We start from the raw sequence: 24,183 nt of genomic DNA on the forward strand, positions 1-24,183 counted from the left end.
TAGAAAAATCTGTATCAAAAAAATATATGGAGATTAGAGGAGGAATAAAAAATGGCAAGAGGAAAATTCCCAGGTGGAATGGGTAATATGGGAAATATGATGAAGCAAGTACAAAAGATGCAAAAAGATATGGAAAAGGTGCAAGCTGAATTGGAAGAAAAGGAAGTAGAAGCCACCGCTGGTGGAGGAGTAGTAAAAGTAGTGGCCAATGGAAAGAAAAATATTATATCTATAGAAATTCAGCCAGAAGCCGTAGACCCTGACGATGTAGAAATGTTGGAAGACTTAATTTTGGCAGCTGTCAATGAAGCTATGAGAAAAGCAGAAGACATGGTTTCCAGTGAGATGGGTAAACTAACAGGTGGAATGAACATACCAGGATTATTCTAGGCCCGGACAGTAGAGGTGAAGAAATGTCATTTTATGCAGCACCAATTTCAAAATTAATAGATGAATTTAGCAAACTACCAGGAATCGGTCAAAAAACTGCTCAACGTTTGGCCTTTCATGTTCTCAATACCACACAGGAAAATGCCCAAGAATTGGCTCAGGCCATTATAGAGGCAAAGGAAAAGATAAAATACTGTGATACTTGTTTTAATATTACAGACAAACAATGCTGTGATATCTGTGCTAACACCAAAAGAGATAGTGAAGTTCTTTGTGTAGTGCAAGACCCTAAGGATGTTGTGGCCATTGAAAAGACCAGAGAATTTAGGGGCAAGTACCATGTCCTCCACGGAGCTATTTCCCCCATGGAAGGCATAGGTCCTAATGAAATATATATTAAAGAACTTCTCCTTAGACTGCAGGATGATGAGGTGAAGGAAATCATCCTGGCCACCAACCCGACTATAGAGGGCGAAGCCACAGCCATGTATATTGCCAAGCTAGTAAAACCCTTAGGCATCAAAGTCACCCGGCTGGCCTCAGGCATTCCTATCGGAGGGGATTTGGAATATACCGATGAAGTAACCTTAAGTAAAGCCTTTGAGGGCAGAAGAGAATTATAAAGAAAAGAAATAATCTATAAAGTTTTCTACAAAACTGAAGAAAAATAAATCTATGTAAATGACGAAGGAGGTTGCTATGGCGGCAGAAAAAGTATATGAAAAACTGAAAGAATTATCTATACCCTTTGAAATCATTGAGCATGAAGCGGCTCTAACAGTAGAAGAAATGGAAAAAGTTCTTCCAGAAATGGATGCACAAGTATGTAAAAACTTATTTTTAAGAAATCAAAAAGGAAATCAACACTATCTTGTGGTAATGGCAAAGGAAAAACCTTTTAATCTAAAAGAATTTGAACAAAAGCAAGGCCTAGGAAAACTATCCTTCGCCAGTGAAAAAAGACTTTTAAAATATTTAGGGGTACCCTCTGGGAGTGTTTCCCCCTTTGGTCTGATCAATGATTCCACCAATCACGTTATCGTCTATATAGATCAAGATTTAAAACAATGTGATAAAGTGGGAGTACACCCAAATATCAATTCTGCCACCATTACTTTTAAGGCATCGGATTTGGAAAAATACATCAAATCCCTTGATAATGAAGTGTATTGGGTGAAAATGTAAAGGATAAAAAAATTGATATTATAAGATAAGTGCAAACAGTTTATAAAGAACAAGATGATGGGGTTTACTTACCCCAATTGTATAATACTAATGACTCCTACAGAGAACAGGGAAAGTGTCTCAGTAGGAGTTTTTTTATTGGACACTACATCCATTCATGATATATCGCGAATGGATGTAAAGACTAAGAATTCTTTTGAATGTGGTGAACTCACAGATAATATTTTTTACTAAATGTTATTATTTTTTAAACTTCATAAGCAATTTAGCATTTATATAAATAAATTTTCTTTTTAAAGAAAGAAGTTGATAATTTTAATAGATAAGTCTTTTTATATAGTGTAGGACAAATAAGTTGGCCAACAGATAGAAGTCTTACCAATATATAATAAGGGAGAAATGTAAACATGGATTTTACAAGAGCACTATATTATAAAAGTCCTATTATGACAGGTAATGATGTAAGATATGTACAGGAAAGATTAAAGGAACTAGGATACTACACAGGAAGCATTGATGGGTCATTCGGTCCAGCTTGCAGGCGAGCAGTTATACATTTTCAAAAAACAAATCTATTGGAACCTGATGGGTCTTTAGGTCCCATAACGTGGAATGTATTATTTAGTAGTAATGCAGTTGCCGTTTTTACTTATACAAGAGCACTTTATTATACTTCACCAGTTATGGTAGGACAAGATGTGACCTATGTACAAAGACGTTTAAAATTGTTGGGATTTTATACAGGATTAGTAGATGGATCATTTGGCCCTGCATGTAATCAAGCAGTAATGGACTTTCAAAGGGCAAATGGACTAGGTATAGACGGGTCAGTTGGGCCAGCTACTTGGGAAAAACTATTTGGAAATAATGTAAATACTTCAATTCAATATACAAGAGCATTGTATTATACAAGGCCAGTTATGACAGGTAGTGATGTTACTCATGTTCAAAATGCACTGAAATCATTAGGATTCTATACGGGTGAAATAGATGGATCATTTGGTACACTTTGTAATCAAGCAGTAATAAACTTTCAAAGGGAAAATGGCTTAGATGTAGATGGATCGGTTGGACCAGCTACTTGGAATAAATTATTTAGTGATACATCGGCAGGCCAAGTTAGTTATACAAGAGCATTGTATTATACAATCCCCATTAGAACTGGTGATGATGTTGTAAAAGTTCAAAAAAAATTGAAAGAATTAGGATTTTACAAAGATGCGATAGACGGATCATTTGGACCAGCCTGTGATTTAGCAACAAGAAACTTCCAAAGAGCCAATGGGTTAGAAGTGGATGGGTCTGTTGGTCCATTGACTTGGAGCAAGCTTTTTAGTGACAATGTAAATTCAGAAATGAAATACACAAGGGCGCTGCACTATACAAGTCCAGTTATGACAGGCAATGATGTAACCCATGTTCAGAAAAGATTAAAGGAGTTAGGCTTTTACAATGGAGGAATAGATGGGTCATTTGGACCAGGATGTGATGAAGCAATAAGAAATTTTCAAAGAGCTAATGGGCTAGCAGTAGATGGGTCGGTTGGACCAGCTACTTGGGAGAAACTTTTCAATGATGCAGCCTCAACAGAACTCGTGTACACAAGGGCACTATACTATACAAGCCCAGTAATGACAGGTAATGATGTTATTCATGTACAAAAAAGATTACAAGCATTAGGATTTTATGGTGGAATAATCGATGGATCATTTGGACCAGCTTGCCGGCAAGCTGTAATGGAATTCCAAAGAGCAAATAAACTAGCTGTGGATGGATCTGTTGGTCCAGCTACTTGGAATAAATTATTTGGAATAGATTCTTCAGGTGGAATGGGAAATCTCGGAAACATAAAAAAGGTATTTATTGATCCAGGACATGGTGGCAGTGATCCCGGGGCTTTAGGAAATGGATTAAAAGAAAAGGACATAACCTTATCAATGGCATTAAAATTAGGCAATTTATTACAAGCAAAAGGCATGAGTGTAAAGTATTCAAGAACAACAGATAAATATGTAAGTCTACAAAATAGAGCAAGTCAAGCGAATGCTTGGGGAGCAGATTTATTTGTATCCATACATTGCAATGCTTTTAAATCCTCCAGTGCACATGGTACAGAGTGTTTTACTCATCCAAGTGCAAGTGCATCTACAAAAGCTTTATCGAGAAATGTTTCTAATGATATGGCTAAAAGTTTAGGTTTAAGAAATAGAGGACATAAAGAAGCTAATTTTGCTGTGCTTAGGTTAAGCAATATGCCTGCAATACTAACAGAAACAGCATTTATAACGAATTCAAGTGATGCAAGTAAATTAAATTCCGGACAAAATGAATTTGTATCTTCACTAGCCTCTCAAATTATAGGTGCAAATGTAGAGCTACCTGATGCAACAAAAGAGATTATTCGATATGCTAGTCGGAATGGTTTATTTAAAGGGCTTGGCGTTGATGTAGAGACATTTAATACAAAGAGTCCTGTTCAATTAATTTCGATTAGGCCAAAAGTTACTCTGCAAGTGGAATTATCAGCAACAACAACATTTCCAATTCCAGCTAAACAAGAAGTTTTAAATTTATCATTAACATCAAATGAAATAGAAGTTAGTTTTTTGGATAAACTGGGATCGACCGGAGTTGTTTTTGGGCCCGGAATGAATTTACAAATGCCTATAAATCGATTGAAAGCTACTCAAGATATAGATAGGATTGTGAAATATAGTGTGCAAAATAAACTTGATTTTTTAGAGGTAATAATGGAAGCAGCTTTACCAATAGGGGATACCACAGTATATCAAAGATTCATATATAATATTTATAGAAATCCACTAGATTTTGCTTATTCAACTGTAATGGTTCCTACAGGAAGTAGAGACGGGTCAGGTGAGATTTTACCAGAAATTATCAAAACCGCAGTGGTTGTATCAGCTATTGCAATAGTTGCTGGGGTAGTTTTTGTAGGAATGACAGGGGGGTGGGGAGCGTTAAATGCTTGCAAACTAATACCACTCTTTGTGAGACCATAAAATAATTAAAAATGATTTAAAATTGGGATAAATGAATACATTTATCCTAATTTTTCATATGAAGATATTTTTTATCTTTATTTTTAAACTATGTAAATATATTGTATAAATGTTTCTAATGATTCATAGTTGAGACCCATCTCTACGCAGATGATGTGTTTAACGCAACTACTTCAGAAGAGATAATACAGCCGACATGAGGTATATGTAGGGAAAAATTCACTTTGTACGTTTTATGATATTCCATATGAAATTTCTAACTGGGTTTATGACAGAAGTATTAATCCTAATTGTTATATCATCTATAAAAAGAATCAATATCCCTGGCCTTATCAGTATATTAGTAAAAAGTAAGATTTAAAAGTGACTGATATACTGATAGAAATCCATGTTGATAGCGAACGTCTTGCTAATCATATTAAATATTTAGCAAAATAGAACACTTATGGAAACTAGAAATAATAAATATTCAAAAATCAATTATTGTTTCAAGTTGAAAAATATATGGTAATAAAGGAAATATGATATAATTTAAATATCGGCTTATTGTACATATGTAGAATAATATGAAGCCAAAGAAGGGAAGATTTTAAAATATGAATCAAGAAGTTTTAGCAAAAGGAATAGTAAATTTTGAGGAGTTTAAAAGATATAACAAGTATCATATGAGAAAACGGGAAATGATTGCTTTCTTTTCTTTTCTTTTTTTATTCTTTATAATCTTTTATGTCTTAATGATGGATAATTTTCATTCAGTTATTATTTTTTCTATTCTTTTTTCAATAATTACTTCAGTTTTGCTTATCTCTGCCATAAGAATAGTTAACATGAGATTTGCTGTGAAAGAGTACAAAAGCGAACCCAGTATTAAGGGAGAAATGACTTATATTTCTAGTGAAGAAGGTATAAGACTAAAATGTGAAAGTTCAGATGCCCTTTTTAGATGGGGAGAAATTCAAAAAGCAATTCTAGTGAGGGATATGTTCATACTATATGTAACTACAATGAAAGCCATCGTCATACCTACAAGATTCTTTGATTCAGAGGAAGACATTGACTTATTTAAAAATATTGTTTCTGAAAATATGGACACAACCAAGGTTAAATTTTAGGATTATAGTTAATTGGATTGATTAAGTAAAGATGTTGTACCTATAGATGCTCGTAAAAGACTAAGAATTTCAAGATAGATTGTAATTCTATATGTGAACATATATTTGGGGATAGATTGTATTTTACCAAAGGCATAATTACAAGTCTTGGATTGATAATAACTTATTAAAGTTTATAAAATATAGAAACATAGGAAATAAGAGTTTTATATATTTCCTATGTTTCTTTTTTAAAATCCAATTGGACGGTATTGGAATATATTTTTATAGAAAGGTTGTCAACCTTTCTATAAAAATCTTCTTATATATTAAAGGAAGTAATTAGAGAAAAAAGTATATTTTTTTACTTTTTAAACGAACATAAGTTCGGTGATTGTGGTATAATTTTGACACTGGATATTAACAGGAGGGATAAGTATGCATAACTTAGTAAGAAAGTTCTTAAATGAAAACAACAGGAATAGCGAACTTTATTTTAAAGCAAAAACATATGGTAACCAGTATGATATTAATCGGTTATATGAGGAATTTCATAATTATGTATTTAGAATTTATTTTATTAGTTATATAGAAAAATCTTTAAGATTTAAGGCCTTAGAAATTAAAAGAAAACGAAAAAAATTATCGGAGAGGGAATTATGTACATTGAATGTAATCGACGAGGATTTTAATGAAGAAAAAATAAATATGATAAGGGATGATTCAATAGATCCCTTAGACGAAATGTCTAAGGGTATGGATTTTAAAGATATGGTAGCAAACAAAGAGCTGGCTAATGCAATAGAAAATACGACTAACAAACAAAAATTAGTATTATTCATGCACTATATTGAAGAAAAAGAAGAAAAACAAATTGCCCGAGAATTAAATGTATCTAAGCAATCTGTCAATAAGGTTAAGCTTGCGGGTTTAAAAAGAATAAGAACTTACCTAGGAGGTGAAATAAATGGAAGAGCTATTTAGTAATCTTTCAGGTAATATAGCATTCCCGATTTTAGTTACTTCTTTTTTACTAACAAGAGTTGAAAAGAAATTAGATCAGTTAAATACAACGATTATCAATCTTATGGAGCTAGTTATTCGACAAAAGGATGATGTGAAGGGAAGTAATTATGATGAGTAATTATGATTTAAAAGAACTTTATGAATTGGCAAAGAAGGATGATGAAGAAGCTATAAAAGAAATTATAGATAAATTTGAACCATTAACATATAAAAATAGTTATATTAATGGGGAAGTTGATCCTGATTGTATTCAAGAATTACATATTAAGTTATACAACTGTATTAAAAATTTTGACTTTAGAATCAAAGAAGATTTTAAAAAATACTTAGATATCATATAAAAGATGATAATCATTGCAATCTAGAAGGGAAAAGTGTTTTCTAATAAAAAATTGAAGGCCGAGAAATAGAGGGTTTGATAGAGAGCTTAAGGGGTGGAGTATTGAAGAATTTTATTTATAAGATTATAGTTGGTATAATGGTATTTAAGGGAAATTTATAAAAAATGATGAAATAATGAAAAATATATTAATATGATAATTAGAAATAGGAAGGATGATTAAGAACATATGCCTACATCTACTTCGTTTCATATTAGTAGCTCGCAATAATAAACCCTTAAGGAGGTTCCCCTATGGAATACATATCTATAGTTTTAGTTATTTTTTTATTCGTTATCTTTAGTACAAATATAAATGAGATACAAGAGAATCAAAAACAGATAAAATCAAAGCTAGATAGAATTATAGAGCATCTTGGATTGCCCCAGTCCACGGGTATATACATAGATGAGAAATTAAAAGAGGAGTTAATAGAACTCCACAAGAAAAACAAGAAAGTTAGAGCAATTAAAAAATTAAGAGAAGCTACAGGAATGGGGCTGAAGGAAGCCAAAGAGTATGTAGATAGTTTATAAGAAGAGTCTCCCTGTTCATACAGTTGTATAAAAAGGTTGATGTTATAGCAGAGGCGCAAACAGCTCACAAAGAACAAGAGGATGAGGTTACCCCAATTGCGTAATGCCAATGGCTCCTAGAAAGATCCTTATGTTGAAGCACTATTTGTATTATATTAGGCGTTTAAGATTGAACTGGTCATTCGAAGAGTGGATCAGGTAGCGATGATGATGGAAGCTCTTGAAATGTCCATCATCTGCTCAGATTTCTTGGAAGAGGCAGAGGAATATGGCAGAAGAGATCTGTTTATATGATATAATTATAGTAATCATCAACTCTATCATTAGGAGGGGTAAGATGAACAAGTTTAAAGATATTGGTTTAATGAATAAAGAAAAGCTATTACAAATATTTGACTATTTAAATGAAAGACTTAGGGAAAATCAAATGCAACTAGAGATCACAATTTATGATGGTTCTATTATGACCATGGTTTATGATAATCGCCCAGCTACTAGAGATATAGATTGTGTATTTTCTGAAACTAATTTCAAGTTATTGGATAATATATTGGAGCTTACTAAATTTGCTTTTAACCTTACAGATGGATGGATCAATGAAGAAATTAAAGAACCACTAAAATCAATTTTAAAAGAAGACAAAGAAACTTATAGGGTATATTCTAACTTGAAGATATTAAAACCCAAGGCTGAACAATTATTAGCTATGAAGGTGTTAGCTGCAAGACCGGAGCCAGCCAAAGACTTTGTAGATGCATATATATTGTGTAAAGATTTAAATATTACAACTAAAGAAAAATTATTGGATATATGCTCAGGATATATATATCTTACTCTTATAGGAGAAAGACAAAGAAAATTCATTGAATATTTAGGAGAGGATTTAGGCTATGATTGGAAATAAATATTTAAAAGAATTATATGAATATCCTGATGAGGATACGAGCTTAAATCAGCTGTTAGAATTATTAATATCAAAGAATATAGAATTTATAAATAGTCTACATGATCCCATAGATCTAGAATTATGTAGGGGGAAGGAAATAAAATATCTAACCAAAATATCAGCCTTAATAGATTATTATTTACAAATCCATGATATGAAAGTTCCAGACTGGATCAGAGATGAAAGGTTAAGATTTGATAAGCCTTACTATCATTCTAGGAGAATAAGTGATTTTGAAAAGATTAAGTTACAATATACCAACCCTTCCCCATTCAAGATAAGAAATGTTTATTTTGATTTAGAAGGCATTGGAAGGGTCTAGAGATAGGAATAAAATGAGTTTTAGAAAATCAGCTATCTTCCAAATTTTGCTTATTCAACTGTACAGGTTCTTACAGAAAGTAGAGGCGGATCAAGTGTTAGTCTACTAGAAATTATCAAAATCCCACTGTTGGTAGCTATTGCAATAGTTGCGGAGATGGTTTTTATTGGTGTAACAGGAGGTTGGAGAGCGTTAAGGGATTGCAAGTCATTACCATTACTTGTGAAAACATAGAAAAAATTAAAATTGACTAAAAATTAGAGGTGCCTCAGAAATTATTCTGAGACACCTCCTTTTTAATCATATAGGTTTGGTCATTTACCTTCTTTATTCTGACCAAGATGAAATATGAGAATAGATATAGGATGAAATTTTTATATTTTAAAGTTTTTGTAGCTTTTTGAGTTGCCCAAGGGTATTCATAGTGAAGGGAGGATGGAGCTTATGAAACAATGGGACGATAGCCTAGAAACAACGATTAAAGCATATTCCAATATGGTGTATAGATTAGCTTTTTCCCAAACAAGAAATAAAAGTGATGCAGATGATATTTATCAGGAAGTTTTTTTACGATATATCCGAAAGAAACCCTGTTTTGAGACAGAGGAACATAGAAAAGCTTGGCTGATTCGGGTTACGGTAAACTGTTGTAAAAAAATGTGGGCGTTGTCCTGGAGAAAAAAGTCAATAGCCTTAGAGGAAACCATTTCTTTTGAAATGGAGGAAGAAAATAATCTTTATTATGAGCTTGGGAAACTGCCTATGAAGTATAGAAGGGTAATACACCTATTTTATTATGAGGACTTGAGTATCCAAAAAATCAGTGAAATTTTAGATCAAAAACCATCTACCATTAGAACCCAGCTTACCCGAGCAAGGTATAAACTAAAGGAAATTTTAAAGGAGGATTATAATGTTTAAAGAAAAATACCACAGCATGAATGAGCAAATTTTTCCTGATCAAGAGCTTATAAATAGAGTGATGCACTCCAAGGAAGGAAAGAAAAGGGGAAAAAACAAAGTGAAAATGTTATTTCCTAAGCCTATGATTATTGCAGTAACTTTGATGATCATTGTTTTAACATCCACCCCTGTACTTGCGGCAAATATTCCAGCTGTTTACGAGTTAATGCATTTGATTTCTCCCTCAACTGCCCAATTTTTTATGCCTATACAAAAATCTACTGAAGATAATAGGATTAAAATGGAAGTTGTGTCAGCCTATACCAAAGACAATACAATTGAAATATATATTACTATGCAAGACCTTATAGGAGGACGTATTGATGAAACTACAGATCTTTATGACAGTTATTCCATTCATCGTCCCTTTGATAGTTCGGCAAGCTGCAGTTTTGTGGGCTATGATGAATCAACCAAAACAGCAACTTTTCTTATCACCATAACAGAGTGGAAAAAACAAAAGATTGTAGGGGACAAAATAACCTTTTCAGTTCGGGAGTTTTTAAGTGATAAACAGGTGTATAATAATGTACCCATTGAAGTAGACCTAAAAAATGTTGATCATAGGCCATCCACAAATCAAGTTTCTATAAATGGCTTTAGTGGGGACAAGGAGGTAGAAGATTTTTCAAAGGATGCAACTGCCCCTGAAGTTCTCATCCCATCCCGTCCAATGGATTTTCCCATTGAGGGTATTGATCTTACAGGCCTTGGATATATCAATGGGAAGCTTCACATTCAAACCTCTGTTGTGGATAACTTGAGGAAGGACAATCATGGACATTTTTTCCTAAGGGATAAGCAGGGAAATGAAATCCTATATGATTATAGTGTTCATTTTACGGACAATTCTAATGGAGACAATAGAGTAGATTATGTAGACTATGTATTTGATATTCCCCAGTCAGAAATGGATCAATATTCTCTTTATGGAAACTTTATAACCAGTGGATTGCTTACAAAGGGAAACTGGCAAGTGACCTTTCCTATTGAAGAAATGAAGAAGGATTAACCCTTTGATACCATAAAAAGCGGAAGTAGAAATAAAAAGAATAAGTATTTGTAAACCTATCCCAAATTTTTTCATACAATAAAATATAGCAAGCCTAGAAGGATAACAATAGCCTAAAGCCTATGATTATAGTGCATTTTAGGCTTTTTTGCTGGAGAATATGATATAATGCTTTGGCATGTTATTTTTATTCCTAAAAGGGGTATAAATAAGATTGTGGTATACTCCCACCACGCATATTTTACCGATCAAAAGAGCGAAGTTATTACATTTTATTTCTTCGGGCAGCCTCATATATGCAGGTGTCCAGGAATAGTGATTCGATTATAATATAAAGGGATTTAAAAAGAAAAAGGATGTTGTAGATGAAGGAACATGTGATCAGAGGTATAAAAATTACCTCGGGAATGATTGTGGCGATATTGATTGCTAAGGCTTTACATATGGAATTTTATACTTCGGTGGGCACCATTGTGCTGGTAAGTATGTTGGATACAAAAAAACAGTCCCTTAAAATTGCAGGGACTCGTTTATTGGCAGCTATCCTTTCCTTGGCACTGTCTTGCCTATTATTTTCCTTATTTGGATTTTCCATCACTGTATTTGGCATCTATCTATTTATTTTTACTATAATGATGTCAAAATTTGATACCATGATTGCTATTGTGCTTAATGTGGTGTTGGTATTGCATGTCTATTCCCTAAAACAGATATCAGCAGCTATAATTTTAAATGAATTTCTTTTGATGTTATTAGGGATTACTGTAGCCCTTGTTTTTAATGCCTATAATGTTAATATAGAAAAGGAAATTAAAGACTATCAAAAACAGCTAGAAAAACATCTTAGCTCTATTTTCTCCAACATGAGTTTATGTTTAATTAATGAGTGTAATTATGAAAGGATAGAAGAGCAATTAAGGGAGTTAAAAGAAATTATTTCCGCAGGGAAAAAAAGAGCCTATGATTATATGAATAGTTATTACCTACAGCATAATAACTATTATGTGGAGTATTTTATCATGCGTTCCCAGCAATATTATATTATTCGATCTATGCAAAAACTCTTACTTCCGGAATTTCTTAAGAAATCAGAGGTCATGATGTTAAAATATTTTACCGAAGAATTTTTTATGAATACTAGGATATTGGACTCCTATGAAATACAGCTTAAGGCCCTAGATGCAATTAAGCAACATTTTTATGAAGCTCCACTGCCTACAACCCATCGACAGCTAAAAAATAGAATAGCTTTAAATCAATATTTATATTCCATGGAGGAAATCACCTTCATTATGATAAGATTTATTGAAAAATTTCAGTCGACAGAACTGTCCCAGTCATCTACTCTAGGTAGTGGGTATGAAAGAAAGGAATGAACCAATCAATGCTGAAAATAAACAATGTTTCAAAGACTTATAAAAGAGGAAATAAAAAGGCTTTAAAGGATATCCATTTAAATATTCAAAAAGGAGAATTCACTGCTTTATTAGGACAAAATGGAGCAGGAAAAACTACCCTCATCAATATCCTGGGAGGAAATGTGCATAAAAGTACAGGAACTGTAATTATTGGAGACTATGATTTAGACAAAAATCCCCTAGAAATTAAAAAAATTCTCAGTATTGTACCCCAGGAGATAGGCAGTGACTATAGTTTTACCTTAGAAGATATGTTACAAAAACAATCAGGTTATTTTGGAATAAAAAATAATGAGGAATATATAGATGAGCTCTTAACGGCCCTATCTTTGCAGGATAAAAGAAAGGTCACTATGAGGGAATTATCTGGAGGAATGAAAAGAAGATTTTTAATTGCCAAGGCCCTCATTCATAAACCTCAACTTCTTATTTTAGATGAGCCTACTGCAGGAGTAGATATAGAACTACGCCAGGTTATGTATAAGTTTTTAAACAAACTTCATGAGGAAGGTACCACCATTATTTTGACTACCCATTATATAGAAGAGGCAGAAAAGCTATGTAAAAGAATCGTCGTCATCGACCAAGGAGAAATCATAGCAGACCAACCAAAGGAAGAACTCATGAAGGTCTTTTCCCAGCATGTTACTGTAGACTTTGAATTTGACTATGATATCCCTCACCAGGAAATAGAATTTCTAAAAGAGTTCAGCCCTAGGATTCAGGGAGATAGAAGACTTTGCCTAAAGGTGGAAAAGAATGGTTTATCGAGACTGATGAAAATGGTAAGTGATCAAGGACTGAACTTTATAGATGTAACGGTAAACAAGCCCAAATTAGAGGATATTTACCTAAATCTAATCAGACACGACAGGGGGGATAATCATGAAAATATTTTATAATTCCTTGGGTTTTAGAACCCTTTTATATAGAGAAATTCATCGTTTTTTCAAGGTGTTTGTTCAAACCATTTTAGCACCACTTTTATCCAATCTCTTGTATTTGGCAGTCTTTGGAGGGATGTTAAAGACTAGGGAGGTAGGACTAGAAGGGGTGAATTATCTACATTTTTTAGTGCCCGGTTTGGTAACCATGGGAGCACTTATGGCAGCCTATCAAAATCCTTCTTTTTCCTTGGTACAACAGAAATTCCAAGGGACCATTCAAGAAATCAATAGTTATCCCATATCGGATATGGAAAAATCCATGGCCTTTATCTTAGGAGGGACCTTTAGGGGTATTTTAGTAGGGATTTTGACCTATGTGGCAACTCTACCTTTTGTAGGGTTTTATATAGAAAAGCCATTCCTTTTCTTTTTCTCGATTATTCTTACTTCCTTTATATTTTCTTCTCTAGGATTGATTTTTGGATTATTATTGGATAATTTTGAAAAGATGAACTTTATTTTAGCCATTGTCATCACTCCCCTATCCTATTTGGGAGGCGTATTTTTTGAAATATCTAAGCTTTCAGGAATTTTAGCTTACCTAGGCCTTCTAAATCCTATCTATCCTTTGGTGAGCATCACAAGATATGCCTATCTAGGATTTAATGAAGGCAGTATTATAGCCCAAGGTAGTTCAGCGGCTATATTTTTAGTGGTGACCTTTGTGACTTCTATTCTATTATTTAAGAAGGGAATAGGAATAAAGGTCCGATAGAAAATATAAATAATTTGATATTATTTTTGACAAATAGGATAATCTGACTATAATGTAAAGAGGTTGGTGAAGTTCACCTAAACTCCTTTATGCTAATGACTCCCACAGGCAATATTATATTTATGTCTGTAGGAGTTTTGTTTTTTTGGATTTTACAAAGAAGATTTAAAGAAAGTGGGCAATTCTGCCCTAATCTATGGTTTGCTCGTATAAAAATATTTATACAATGAATACTATAAGGGAGAAAATGGATCTATATAGATAGGCATAGGGAGACAATCAATAAGTTGGAGGAGTCAAGATACCAGTGAATAGGGATAGAAGAAAAAAACATCAAGTCAAAAACAAAGATAAACAGATAGACAATCATGGGTTAAAAAAAATGAGGCAGGAGATAGAAGACCTAAGGGATGAGCTCAATAAAAAAACTTTAGCAAATGATAAGGGAATAAGTAATCAAGAAACTCTAGAATTAAGCCAAAAACTAGATCAACTAATTACAAAATATTTAAAAAATCTATAGAAAAAGAATAAGAGTACAAATTATGGTATATTTCCCCCTTTTTTTGTCCAAAATTATAATAAGGATAAGGAAAGGGGTAGGGTATAAGATGAAAGCTATGGAACAACTTAAAGAAAGAGAAGGCATGGATTTTTTAAAGCAATGGTGGCAAGAACTTTCTAAGCTGTGGACAAGACAAACTCCAGAAGAAATAGAAGAGGCTAAAAAGAAACAAAAGACCAAAGAATTTGTAATCTTAGTTAATAAGGCCAAAGAAGATTGGAAGGATGCTCTAAATTATTTTGAAGAAGTCACTGATCCAGATTTAATAGAATTGGCTATTTATCGTATAGAAGCTACGAGAACTTTTTATATCTATTTATTAAAAGAAGCAAAGAGAAAAGGAATTCGAGCGGAGGCATAAAAATATACATAAAACTTGCCCTAAGTTAATAAGATGATTAATAGGACAATGCGTAAATAATGGGGTGAGAATATTGGGAATAGAAATAGAAGTTTTAATTGCCTATGGTTTTGCACTAGTACTTTTATATATTACAGGCTATATACTTTATAAGCTTTTTTCTAAACCATTAAAATGGCTAGGGGTTTTGCTATTTAATGGCATACTTGGGGGAATCATGCTATTTTTGATAAATATGGTGGGAGGATATTTTGATTTCTACATGGCTGTGAATCCCATAACTGTTTTAGTAGCTGGATTTTTAGGAGTACCCGGCATTGTATTAATGATTATTCTGAAAAATATATTATAAAAACTCAACTTTTATAGGGTTGAGTTTTATTTTTGTATAGGAAAGTTGGTCTTGGGAATAAGGGATAAATCTGTCCTAGATTACTAGAGGGGTCTTAGCCGCTTTTTTTATTTTTTTGAGGGTTTTTAGAGATTGGAAAAGTTGTATACAATATATTGACATAAGGAATAATATTCTGTTATACTTTTCTTGAGGAAACATGTTTCACAGCTGAAAGTGTTACATATCAATAAATTGAGAAACTGTTATACCTCGAAGAGATAATATGTTATAATACACGCAGCAAAAGATGAAGCTGTTATAATACAACAAAACCTAATAGGATAAGCTGTAAAAATATTATAAAATATTTTTGCATTCTATATTCCGATAGTTTAGAATATAGAATGCAAAGCAAAGTAAAGTAAAAAAATATTCTTTATATTTATGGAGGGAGGAGAGTATATGGGTAAGATGGTTGAAATCCGTTGGCATGGCCGAGGAGGACAAGGAGCGAAAACTGCTTCATTGCTATTAGCCGATGCAGCTTTCGACACTGGAAAGTATATCCAGGGATTTCCTGAATATGGTCCAGAGAGAATGGGAGCTCCAATTACTGCTTATAACAGAATTAGTGATGATAGGATTACCATTCACAGCAATATATACAAACCAGATTATGTAGTAGTAGTGGATGAAACATTATTAAAGGCAGTAGATGTTGCAGCGGGTCTAAAGGAAGATGGAGGTATTATCATTAATACACATAAGACTCCAGAAGAATTAAGACCATTACTTAAAGGTTACAAAGGTAAGGTATATACCATAGATGCAAGAGAGGTGTCTATGGCAACTCTAGGTAGATATTTCCCCAACACTCCAATGCTTGGTGCTGTTGTGAAGATTTCTGGTATTATGGGAGAAGATACATTCTTGGAATCAATGAAAAATTCTTTTGCTCATAAATTTGCTACTAAGCCTGAAGTTATCCAAGGAAATATGCAAGCTTTAGAGAAAGCTATGCAGGAGGTGAAAGGCCTTGAGTAAGAAACAATATAATTTTAATGCAGATGCTACTTGGGAAGAGTTAACTCCTGGGGGTAATATTTATAAAGCAGGTAGTGCTCATGATTTTAATACAGGGGACTGGAGATCTATGAAGCCTATTTGGGTGGAAGAAAAGTGTAAACAATGTATGCTTTGTCCTCCAACCTGTCCTGATAGCTCAATTCCTGTAAAAGATGGAAAAAGATTAGATTTCGACTACGATCATTGCAAAGGCTGTGGAGTTTGTGTAGCCGTTTGTCCTTTTGAAGCAATTAAATTCGTAGAAGAAGGAAGCGAGGAGGTTAAGTAAATGGGTATTCGAGAAAGATTAAGTGGTAATGAAGCAGTAGCAATTGCTATGAAACAAGTTAATCCTGATGTAATGGCAGCATTCCCCATTACACCATCTACTGAAATTCCTCAATATTTTTCACAATTTGTTGCCAATGGAACTGTAGATACTGAATTTGTTGCTGTTGAAAGTGAGCATAGTGCTATGAGTGCTTGTATTGGTGCCGCTACAGCAGGTGCTAGAACTTGTACAGCAACTTCTGCCAACGGACTAGCCCTAATGTGGGAAATGCTATATATTGCGGCTTCCAATAGATTACCTATTATTTTAGGTGCTGTAAATAGAGCATTATCTGGCCCAATCAATATTCATAACGATCATAGTGATACTATGGGAGCAAGAGATTCTGGCTGGATTCAATTATATTCAGAAACGAACCAAGAGGCTTATGATAATACAATCCAAGCCTTCAGAATTGCAGAACATTTAGATGTTCAATTACCGGTTATGGTATGTCAAGATGGTTTCATCACTAGCCATGCCATTGAAAATATTGAATTAATTGAAGACGATAAGGTAAAGGATTTTGTAGGAGAATATACCCCAGAAAATTACCTTTTAAACAGAGAAAATCCAATGGCTGCTGGTCCTTTGGATATGCCTCCATATTATTTCGAACATAAATATCAACAAGCAGTGGCATGTGAAAATGCTAAAGAAGTTATTCTAGAGGTTGCTAAAGAATTTGAAGCAATGACTGGAAGAAAATATGGTTTCTTTGAAGAATATAAATTAGATGATGCTGATGTTGCTATTGTTATTCTTAACTCTACTGCTGGTACCGCAAAGGCTGTTGTAGATGAGTTAAGAAAAGAAGGCGTAAAAGCAGGTCTCTTAAAAATAAGAATGTTCAGACCATTCCCAGCTAAGGAAATTGCTGAAGCTCTTAAGGGGAAAAAAGCAGTAGCTGTTATGGACAAATCTGAAATGTTTGGAACCAATGGTGGTCCTGTATTTAACGAAGTTAGAAGTGCAATGTATGATTTTGCAAATGATGTTAAAGTAATTAGCTACATCTATGGCCTTGGCGGAAGAGATGTTAGAACTGATGATATCAAGGTTGTATATGAGAACTTAATGGAAATTGAAAAATCCGGTCAAGTAGATGAGGTTTACAACTATTTAGGATTAAAAAAGTAGGAGGTGGCGTAAGTGGCATATAAATTAAAAGAAGTGATGAGTAAACCAGAACGATTAACTGGTGGACATAGAATGTGTGCTGGTTGTGGTGCTCCTCCTGTAGTAAGAACAGTGCTTAGAGCATTAAAACCAGAAGATCATGCCGTTGTAGGATCTGCAACAGGATGTTTAGAGGTATCTACCTTTATTTATCCTTATACAGCCTGGAAAGATTCCTTTATTCATAGTGCTTTTGAAAATGCCGGTGCAACAGTATCTGGAGCCGAAGCAGCTTATAAAGCAATGAAAAGAAAGGGAAAAATAGAAGGAGATACCAAATTCATTACTTTTGGTGGAGATGGTGGAACCTACGATATCGGTTTCCAATCCCTATCAGGAGCTATGGAAAGAGGACATGATATGGTATATGTATGCTATGATAATGGAGCATATATGAATACAGGTATTCAAAGATCCTCTGCAACTCCAAAGTATGCAGATACTACTACTTCTCCAGCTGGTAAAGTAATAAAAGGGAAACAACAATCTAGAAAAGACTTAACACAAATTATGGCAGCCCACAATATTCCATATGTAGGGCAATCTGCTTTAATCGGTAACTTTAAAGATCTTTATGAAAAATCTGAAAAAGCTATCTATACTGAAGGAGCAGCTTTCTTAAATGTTTTGGCTCCCTGTCCTAGAGGATGGAGATATGATACACCAAAATTAATGGAAATTTCCAAATTAGCAGTGGAAACTTGCTACTGGCCATTATTTGAAGTTATTGATGGAGAGTGGAAATTAAACTACAAACCAAAAAATAAAAGACCTATTGAAGATTTCTTAAAGATTCAAGGAAGATTCAAGCATCTTTTAAAACCAGAAAACAAAGATCTTTTAGAAGACTTCCAAGCAGAAGTAGATAGAAGATGGAACGAACTACTTCTTAGATGTGGAGAAGCATAGAATAAATCCACGAAAAAAGACGCTGAGCACTAATTATTTAGTGCGACAGCTCTTTTTTTGTTGGTAAGACCATTCTTTCTCATCTTCATAGGATAAAAATTTCATAGGAAGAATAAAACAAGCATAGAATAAAAACAATAATCCTATATTTATGATTTTCCTTTAATCTGCTTCTACATAAGAAAAATTATGAAGAAAAATATTTCTTTTGAAAATTGAAAACATTTACAATTAGCAAAAAAATATAGGGTATGATATCATAAAAAAAGTTAAGTGTTTTTAGACAATTATTACAAATTTTCTATTCTACAATTGTGTTTTTATTTATCATTTTTGTTCTACTCATAAAAATCATATGGATGAAGGGGGAAATAAAATGATTGGAATTGGTGCATCTCCAGGAATTGCTATTGGAAAGGCTTTGGTATTAAAGCATCAGGAAATTGAAGTGAGCTCTAAAAAAATACAATCTGCTGATCAAGGAGCAGAGGTAGAAAAACTAGAAAAAGCCATTGATAAGTCCAGAAAGCAATTGGAAGCCATTAAAGAAAAAGCAGTTAAAGAATTAGGAGAATCAGAAGCAGAAATTTTTAGTGCCCATCTTATGGTATTGGAAGATCCGGAATTTGTAGGGCAGGTTAAACTGGATATAGAAAATAATCTAGATAATGCCGCCTTTGCTACCCAGAAAATTATGAACCAATTTGTGAGTATTTTCGAAAGTATGGATGACGAATATCTAAAGGAAAGAGCAGCAGATGTTAAGGATGTAGGGACGAGAATCATTAAAAATATTTTAGGGATACAATCAGGAGATTTAAGCTCCATGGATGAGGATGCCATTATATTAGCCTATGATTTAACTCCTTCGGATACAGCCCAAATGGATAAGGATAGAGTGTTGGCATTTGGAACAGATATAGGAGGACGTACATCCCATACAGCCATTATGGCAAGAAGTTTGGAAATACCAGCAGTACTAGGGTTGGGAGATATTACATCCCAAGTTAAAGATGGAGATATCATTATATTAGACGGTTTATCAGGAGAAGTGCTGATCAATCCTTCTGAAGAACTTTTAGAAAAATATGAACATAAAAAAAGAGAATATCAATCCTATAGAAAAGAATTGGAAGAATTAAAAGAACTGCCAGCTAAAACCTTAGATGGACATGAGGTAGAAGTAGCAGGAAATATTGGCACACCTCAAGATGTGGAAGGTGTCTTAAACAATGGAGGACAAGGTATTGGTCTATATAGAACAGAGTTTTTATATATGGACAGAGAGAATATGCCCACCGAAGAGGAGCAATTTGTAGCCTATAAAGAAGTATTGCAGGGAATGGAAGGTAAGCCTGTTATTATTAGAACCCTGGATATAGGTGGAGACAAAAAACTACCCTATTTAAACTTACCTGAAGAAATGAACCCCTTCTTAGGGTGGCGAGCAATTCGTATATGCCTTGAATTAAAGGACATGTTTAAGACGCAATTAAGAGCGATATTGAGAGCAAGTACCTATGGCCAGGCTCTTATTATGTTTCCGATGATTTCAGGAGTACAGGAAGTAAGAGAAGCAAAGACAATAGTAGAGGAAGCCAAGAGAGAACTAGAGGCAGAAAATATCCCCTTTGATAAGGATATCAAAATAGGTATTATGGTGGAAATTCCATCGGCAGCTGTTTCAGCAGATATTATTGCTAGAGAAGTTGATTTCTTTAGTATAGGAACCAATGATTTATGCCAATATACTATTGCAGTAGATAGAATGAATGAGAAGGTTTCCTATCTATATGAGCCCCTTCATCCTGCCATACTGAGATTGGTGAAAAATGTAATCGATGCATCCCACCAAAGAGGAATTTTTACAGGGATGTGCGGAGAAATGGCAGGAGATCCTATCAATACTTTAATTCTCTTAGGTTTGGGTCTAGATGAATTTAGCATGAGTGCTTTGACTATTCCTCAAATCAAAAAAATAATTCGCAATATTACTTTGGAAGAAGCTAAGGAGATAGCCAATGAAGCCCTTTCCCTAGCCACTCCAGAAGAAATAAGAGATATGGTTAACGAAAAATTAAATAAATTAAATATAACAATAATGTAGGGAGGAATAAATATGCAAAAATCAGTAACTGTTCAAAATGCCACAGGATTACATGCAAGACCAGCTTCCATGTTTATTCAAACAGCAAGTAAATTTAAATCAGATATTTTTGTCATTAAGGATGGAAACAGAATTAATGCAAAGAGTATTATGGGAATTATGGCTGCAGGTATTTCACAAGGAACTGAAATTATTATAGAAGCCAAAGGTCCAGATGAAGGGGAAGCAGTAGAAAAACTGGCAGAACTAGTGGAAAGTAAGTTCGGCGAAGAGTAAACAATAAAAGCCTATCCCTAGAGATAGGCTTTTATTGTTTTTTGTTTTATAATGAGCATAAGGGGTAATATTGAAATACATAAGAATTTTTAAAAAAGGAGATGGGGTTTATGTCAAATCAAGAAAAAAATAACTTTTGGAAAGGAATGTTCTTTGGCAGTCTAGCAGGAGGGGTACTAGGAGTATTATTGGCACCTCAATCTGGTAAAGAGACAAGGAAGATAATTCAGGATAAAGGTTTAGAGTTTCAGGAAAATATCAAAGAATATGGCGAAGATATCATGGATACGGTATCAGACCATAAAGAATATGTGCAAAACAAAATAGAGAAAAGCGCCGATAAAATAAAGGAAAAGGTTGAAGGGACCAAGACAAAGGCCTATGAAAAATGGGAAGATATTAAAGAAAAGGCAGCGGCAGCCCAAGATACCATAGAGGAAGAAATCGAAGAAATTGAAGAAGAAATAAAAGAAGAAATCCAAGAAGATAAAGAGGAAATAGAAGAGGAAGAATAATCCACCGGGGATACACTTTTACTAAGGAAGAAATATATAAAAGAAAGTGGACATCATCCACTTAAACCAAAGACAAAAGCTTGGTTAGCCTAGTTTTTGGTTTTCTTTAAGAATAAGGAGGGAAAACATGTTAGTAGAATTATGGCAGGTGGCAGTGTTTATCGTGGCAATATGCTTCATTATTTTAACTGTTTATCTAATCAATGTACTCCAGGGATTAAATCGTACCTTGGATCAAGTAAGAACCTTAGTACACAGTAGTTCCCAGAGTGTAGCCGTTATCACGAAGGAATTAGCCGCGGTTAGCGAAAATGCAGCTACCATAACTAAGGATATAGCAAAGGATATGGAGGACATCAATGGAGTTGTGGAGTCCTTGAATAATACCACTAAAATGGTAGAAGAGACTGTTGAAATGAGCAGAGACAATATCATCATGCCCATAATGGGATTAATCAATCTAGGGCAAGGGGTAAAAAATGTAGCAGGTATTTTAAAAAAGGAGAAAGCAAAATAAATAGGATATAATAGAATAGAAAACGGATATGGATAGCAAAATTTCGGGGATAATCTATAGGAAAGTTTAAGGGTAAGGGAGGAAGAAAAATGATATTACAAATACAAGATCAATATGATGAACAACAAAAAAAGTGGCTGGTGCAGTTAGAAGGAGAAATTGATGTATATACCGTAAATAACTTAAAGGATAAAATAAATCAATTGTTAGATCAACATATGGCAGATATCCTGATGGATTGTACTACCTTAAAATATATCGATAGTACAGGTCTTGGCTCGCTTATTGGCATAAGAGGTAGAATGATAGAAAATAACAAAGTGCTAGTGCTTACAAACGTTCAACCAAACGTAAGAAAATTATTAAAGATCACAGGGTTGGATAAAATATTCATAGTAGAAGAGTAATAGGAGGAGTGTAGATATGCAGGAACAAATAAATTGCAATAAAAATATACCGGAAAAAGTAAGAGATAGGGTATCCCTTTCCCTACCCAATGCCCCTGAGTATGTAAGCATAGCAAGATTGACCCTATCAGGAATAGCTAATCGTATGGGGTTTAATATTGAAGATATAGAAGACTTGAAGGTTGCTATTGCTGAGGCCTGTACTAATGCCTTAAAACATGGTTGTGATAGTAACTCAAACTACAATATTGTGTTTTTTATATGTGACAATAAGCTGGTTATCGATGTAACCGACAAGGGTAAAGGTTTTGATTATGAAAAATTGCAACAACCAGATTTGTCAAAACCTAGAGAAGGAGGATTGGGTATTTTCATTATAAGATCTCTAATGGATGAAGTAGAATTTATTGAAAGCAGAGAATGTGGAACAAGCATTAGAATGAGTAAGAGCCTGGGGGAAGCCTAATATGACGAATGATAAAAAGACAAAAAATAGGAGACAAACTTTAGACGATAAAAAGCATATGAGAGAACTTTTCAAAAAATATGCCGAGACTAAGGATGTTCATATCAGAAATGAATTAATAGAAAGATATATCTATATTCCCGAAATTCTATCCAGAAAATATGTTAACAAGGGGACAGATTATGAGGATATTTTTCAAGTTGCCAGCATGGGTTTGATTTTTGCCATAGAGCGATTTGATTTATCCAGAGGGTTTGAATTCCCTAGCTTTGCTACGCCGACAATCATCGGAGAGATAAAGAAATATTTCAGAGACAAAGAATGGCTTATTCGAGTACCTAGAAGGATACAAAACCTTTCTAAGAAAATAAATGTAGCAAAAGTAGATCTACAACAACAGCTGCTTAGGACTCCTACTATAGAAGATATCGCAAAGCATCTTGAAATTACCCAAGAAGAAGTTATAGAGGCTATGGAGGGTAGCTATGCCTATGCCCCTAGATCCTTAGATATGACCTATAGGGTTCATTCTGATGATAAAGAATTGTCCCTAATTGATATGATAGGTCAAGCAGATAAAAATATAGAGGGTATAGAAAATAAAGACTTCCTAGATAGAGCTATGGACAAGCTCAACGAAGTGGAAAGAGAAGTTCTCAAGGATAGATTCTTTGATCTGAAGACCCAAAGTCAGATTGCGGATAAACTGGGAGTATCCCAAATGACCGTTTCTAGACTAGAAAAAAAGATTATTGAAAAATTCAAAAAAGAGTTGCATAAATAAAAAAAAAGTAGACATAATAGAAAAGGGAGAATACCCAGAAAATAATTTCAAAAAGTTGTTGACAGCTTTGCAGAAACCTGTTAAAGTATTAAGAGTCGTCACCAGAGGACAAAACAACTTGAAATTAACTGTCATCCTGAGGAAGAATGACGAAGGATCTTAACCTAAGAAAAAGATTCTTCACTAGGTTCAGAATGACAAATGAAAAAAAGCATGAAAAAAGATTTTGAAAAGTTGTTGACAAGGAAGCTAGAAAATGATACAATAATCTAGCTGTCGCAAAAGGCGGCAAAGAAATTGATCTTTGAAAATAGAACAGTGTAAGGAAGTAAGGGCAAAACCTTAATTCTTTTGAAACAAATAACAAGCCAGAAGATTCTGGCTAGGATAAACAAACTTAACTTAAGAGTTTGATC

General features: G+C 33.8%; 30 protein-coding genes. All 30 read left to right on the forward strand.

Translation table 11 applies throughout. The annotated features are described in order from the left end of the window. The first annotated feature begins 51 nt into the window (after positions 1-51). The 30 genes from NSA47_RS13420 (at position 52) to NSA47_RS13565 (ending at position 23,767) form a co-directional block, all read left to right on the forward strand. Positions 52-390, forward strand: a complete 339-nt coding sequence (locus tag NSA47_RS13420; RefSeq protein ID WP_257532808.1) for a YbaB/EbfC family nucleoid-associated protein — start codon at positions 52-54, stop codon at positions 388-390. Between the two features lie 23 nt (positions 391-413). Further along, positions 414-1,013 carry a recombination mediator RecR gene (gene recR, locus NSA47_RS13425; RefSeq protein WP_257532810.1) on the forward strand — a complete coding sequence of 200 codons (600 nt, stop codon included), beginning with the start codon at positions 414-416 and terminating at the stop codon, positions 1,011-1,013. Positions 1,014-1,071: 58 nt separating this feature from the next. Further along, positions 1,072-1,575 carry a prolyl-tRNA synthetase associated domain-containing protein gene (locus tag NSA47_RS13430; RefSeq protein ID WP_257532812.1) on the forward strand — a complete coding sequence of 168 codons (504 nt, stop codon included), beginning with the start codon at positions 1,072-1,074 and terminating at the stop codon, positions 1,573-1,575. Between the two features lie 407 nt (positions 1,576-1,982). After that, complete coding sequence (locus tag NSA47_RS13435) at positions 1,983-4,595, forward strand: N-acetylmuramoyl-L-alanine amidase (RefSeq protein ID WP_257532814.1); 2,613 nt, start codon at positions 1,983-1,985, stop codon at positions 4,593-4,595. 596 nt (positions 4,596-5,191) lie between these two features. Next, a complete protein-coding gene (locus NSA47_RS13440) occupies positions 5,192-5,707 on the forward strand; it encodes a YcxB family protein (RefSeq protein WP_257532816.1) in 516 nt (171 codons plus the stop codon). Between the two features lie 417 nt (positions 5,708-6,124). Continuing rightward, positions 6,125-6,670 carry an RNA polymerase sigma factor gene (locus tag NSA47_RS13445; protein ID WP_257532818.1) on the forward strand — a complete coding sequence of 182 codons (546 nt, stop codon included), beginning with the start codon at positions 6,125-6,127 and terminating at the stop codon, positions 6,668-6,670. Then, complete coding sequence (locus tag NSA47_RS13450) at positions 6,654-6,830, forward strand: YvrJ family protein (RefSeq protein ID WP_257532821.1); 177 nt, start codon at positions 6,654-6,656, stop codon at positions 6,828-6,830. The genes NSA47_RS13445 and NSA47_RS13450 overlap by 17 nt, the downstream gene beginning before the upstream one ends. Further along, positions 6,823-7,053: a helix-turn-helix domain-containing protein gene (locus NSA47_RS13455; RefSeq protein ID WP_257532823.1), complete on the forward strand. Its 231-nt coding sequence runs from the start codon at positions 6,823-6,825 to the stop codon at positions 7,051-7,053. Before NSA47_RS13450 ends, NSA47_RS13455 begins: the two co-directional genes overlap by 8 nt. A gap of 293 nt (positions 7,054-7,346) precedes the next feature. Beyond that, a complete protein-coding gene (locus NSA47_RS13460; RefSeq protein WP_257532826.1) occupies positions 7,347-7,628 on the forward strand; it encodes a ribosomal protein L7/L12 in 282 nt (93 codons plus the stop codon). Between the two features lie 337 nt (positions 7,629-7,965). After that, a complete protein-coding gene (locus NSA47_RS13465; protein WP_257532828.1) occupies positions 7,966-8,532 on the forward strand; it encodes a hypothetical protein in 567 nt (188 codons plus the stop codon). Beyond that, on the forward strand, positions 8,519-8,896 hold the full coding sequence (locus NSA47_RS13470) for a hypothetical protein (protein ID WP_257532830.1): 378 nt from the start codon (positions 8,519-8,521) through the stop codon (positions 8,894-8,896). Before NSA47_RS13465 ends, NSA47_RS13470 begins: the two co-directional genes overlap by 14 nt. Before the next feature lie 444 nt (positions 8,897-9,340). Beyond that, positions 9,341-9,817, forward strand: coding sequence for an RNA polymerase sigma factor (locus NSA47_RS13475; protein WP_257532832.1), 477 nt, complete (start codon positions 9,341-9,343; stop codon positions 9,815-9,817). Further along, the gene (locus NSA47_RS13480) at positions 9,810-10,871 is read left to right on the forward strand and encodes a hypothetical protein (protein ID WP_257532834.1); all 1,062 of its coding nucleotides are present in this window, start codon (positions 9,810-9,812) and stop codon (positions 10,869-10,871) included. The genes NSA47_RS13475 and NSA47_RS13480 overlap by 8 nt, the downstream gene beginning before the upstream one ends. Before the next feature lie 365 nt (positions 10,872-11,236). Continuing rightward, positions 11,237-12,247 (forward strand): aromatic acid exporter family protein, encoded by a 1,011-nt coding sequence (locus NSA47_RS13485; RefSeq protein WP_257532836.1) that lies wholly within the window; start codon positions 11,237-11,239, stop codon positions 12,245-12,247. An 8-nt stretch (positions 12,248-12,255) separates the two neighbouring features. Further along, positions 12,256-13,191: an ABC transporter ATP-binding protein gene (locus NSA47_RS13490; protein ID WP_257532837.1), complete on the forward strand. Its 936-nt coding sequence runs from the start codon at positions 12,256-12,258 to the stop codon at positions 13,189-13,191. Further along, positions 13,175-13,951 carry an ABC transporter permease gene (locus tag NSA47_RS13495; RefSeq protein ID WP_257532838.1) on the forward strand — a complete coding sequence of 259 codons (777 nt, stop codon included), beginning with the start codon at positions 13,175-13,177 and terminating at the stop codon, positions 13,949-13,951. The genes NSA47_RS13490 and NSA47_RS13495 overlap by 17 nt, the downstream gene beginning before the upstream one ends. A 307-nt stretch (positions 13,952-14,258) precedes the next feature. Then, positions 14,259-14,474, forward strand: coding sequence for an aspartyl-phosphate phosphatase Spo0E family protein (locus NSA47_RS13500; RefSeq protein ID WP_257532841.1), 216 nt, complete (start codon positions 14,259-14,261; stop codon positions 14,472-14,474). A gap of 88 nt (positions 14,475-14,562) precedes the next feature. After that, on the forward strand, positions 14,563-14,877 hold the full coding sequence (locus NSA47_RS13505; protein ID WP_257532843.1) for a DUF2508 family protein: 315 nt from the start codon (positions 14,563-14,565) through the stop codon (positions 14,875-14,877). A gap of 73 nt (positions 14,878-14,950) precedes the next feature. Next, positions 14,951-15,229, forward strand: coding sequence for a pro-sigmaK processing inhibitor BofA family protein (locus NSA47_RS13510; RefSeq protein ID WP_257532845.1), 279 nt, complete (start codon positions 14,951-14,953; stop codon positions 15,227-15,229). A gap of 444 nt (positions 15,230-15,673) precedes the next feature. Continuing rightward, positions 15,674-16,255: a 2-oxoacid:acceptor oxidoreductase subunit gamma family protein gene (locus NSA47_RS13515; protein ID WP_257532847.1), complete on the forward strand. Its 582-nt coding sequence runs from the start codon at positions 15,674-15,676 to the stop codon at positions 16,253-16,255. Beyond that, positions 16,248-16,565, forward strand: a complete 318-nt coding sequence (locus NSA47_RS13520; protein ID WP_257532849.1) for a 4Fe-4S binding protein — start codon at positions 16,248-16,250, stop codon at positions 16,563-16,565. The genes NSA47_RS13515 and NSA47_RS13520 overlap by 8 nt, the downstream gene beginning before the upstream one ends. Further along, the gene (gene porA / locus NSA47_RS13525) at positions 16,566-17,747 is read left to right on the forward strand and encodes a pyruvate ferredoxin oxidoreductase (protein ID WP_257532851.1); all 1,182 of its coding nucleotides are present in this window, start codon (positions 16,566-16,568) and stop codon (positions 17,745-17,747) included. A 12-nt stretch (positions 17,748-17,759) separates the two neighbouring features. Next, positions 17,760-18,695, forward strand: coding sequence for a thiamine pyrophosphate-dependent enzyme (locus tag NSA47_RS13530; protein WP_257532852.1), 936 nt, complete (start codon positions 17,760-17,762; stop codon positions 18,693-18,695). 376 nt (positions 18,696-19,071) lie between these two features. Beyond that, the gene (gene ptsP, locus NSA47_RS13535) at positions 19,072-20,802 is read left to right on the forward strand and encodes a phosphoenolpyruvate--protein phosphotransferase (protein ID WP_257532854.1); all 1,731 of its coding nucleotides are present in this window, start codon (positions 19,072-19,074) and stop codon (positions 20,800-20,802) included. Positions 20,803-20,814: 12 nt separating this feature from the next. Beyond that, positions 20,815-21,078, forward strand: a complete 264-nt coding sequence (locus NSA47_RS13540; protein WP_257532856.1) for an HPr family phosphocarrier protein — start codon at positions 20,815-20,817, stop codon at positions 21,076-21,078. Positions 21,079-21,188: 110 nt separating this feature from the next. Beyond that, entirely contained in the window at positions 21,189-21,593 is a 405-nt protein-coding gene (locus NSA47_RS13545; RefSeq protein ID WP_257532858.1) for a YtxH domain-containing protein, read from the forward strand. Positions 21,594-21,720: 127 nt separating this feature from the next. Continuing rightward, positions 21,721-22,110, forward strand: coding sequence for a DUF948 domain-containing protein (locus NSA47_RS13550; RefSeq protein WP_257532860.1), 390 nt, complete (start codon positions 21,721-21,723; stop codon positions 22,108-22,110). A gap of 89 nt (positions 22,111-22,199) precedes the next feature. Continuing rightward, complete coding sequence (locus NSA47_RS13555) at positions 22,200-22,517, forward strand: STAS domain-containing protein (protein ID WP_257532862.1); 318 nt, start codon at positions 22,200-22,202, stop codon at positions 22,515-22,517. Positions 22,518-22,533: 16 nt separating this feature from the next. Continuing rightward, positions 22,534-22,983: an ATP-binding protein gene (locus NSA47_RS13560; protein ID WP_257532864.1), complete on the forward strand. Its 450-nt coding sequence runs from the start codon at positions 22,534-22,536 to the stop codon at positions 22,981-22,983. Between the two features lies 1 nt (position 22,984). Next, positions 22,985-23,767 carry a SigB/SigF/SigG family RNA polymerase sigma factor gene (locus NSA47_RS13565; protein WP_257532865.1) on the forward strand — a complete coding sequence of 261 codons (783 nt, stop codon included), beginning with the start codon at positions 22,985-22,987 and terminating at the stop codon, positions 23,765-23,767. The last annotated feature ends 416 nt before the right edge of the window (positions 23,768-24,183 follow it).

It is taken from the genome of Irregularibacter muris (genome assembly GCF_024622505.1).
In the GTDB taxonomy this organism is placed as follows: Bacteria; Bacillota; Clostridia; order Eubacteriales; family Garciellaceae; genus Irregularibacter; species Irregularibacter muris.